Raw genomic sequence first — 433 nt, 5'->3', positions numbered from 1 at the left:
GGCGAGGTCGTGGAACGTGCGGTCGGGCGCCAGCGCACCGCCCGACCCGTGCCCGAGCTCCGCGGCTGCCTGGTCGCGCAGCTCGGTCAGCAGGGTGAGGCGCGCGTCGGCGGGCGAGAGGTCCGCCAGCCGCAGCGCGAGCGGCAGCCGGCCGGGCACGGTCACCTCGCGGACCGACGCCCGCACCACCGGCAGGTCGGCCAGCACCGACGCCGGCCGCAGCACGCCGGACTCGGCGGCGAACCGGTCCCACCGCACGTCCGCGACGACCACCGCCGGCTCGCCAACGCCCCCCGCGGCGGCCAGCGCGGCCAGCGCGGCCGCGGGGGGCAACAGGGAGAGGCCCGAGCGGCGGAACTGCGCGGAGCCCGCGTGGCCGGCCATCATGCCGGCGTCGGCCCAGGGTCCCCAGGCGATCGAGGTGGCCGGCAGC

1 protein-coding gene is annotated in these 433 nt (G+C 80.1%); it reads right to left on the bottom strand.

The genetic code is table 11. The features are described from left to right. Nucleotides 1–433 (bottom strand): acyl carrier protein (locus tag PUR56_RS04545; RefSeq protein WP_329947937.1); only part of this gene is annotated, 433 nt, incomplete at both ends.

The organism is Streptomyces sp. BE303 (assembly GCF_036290945.1).
Lineage (GTDB): Bacteria > Actinomycetota > Actinomycetes > Streptomycetales > Streptomycetaceae > Kitasatospora.
The sequence above is the reverse complement of the archived record's forward strand: the minus strand, read 5'-3'. Positions and strand labels throughout refer to the sequence as shown.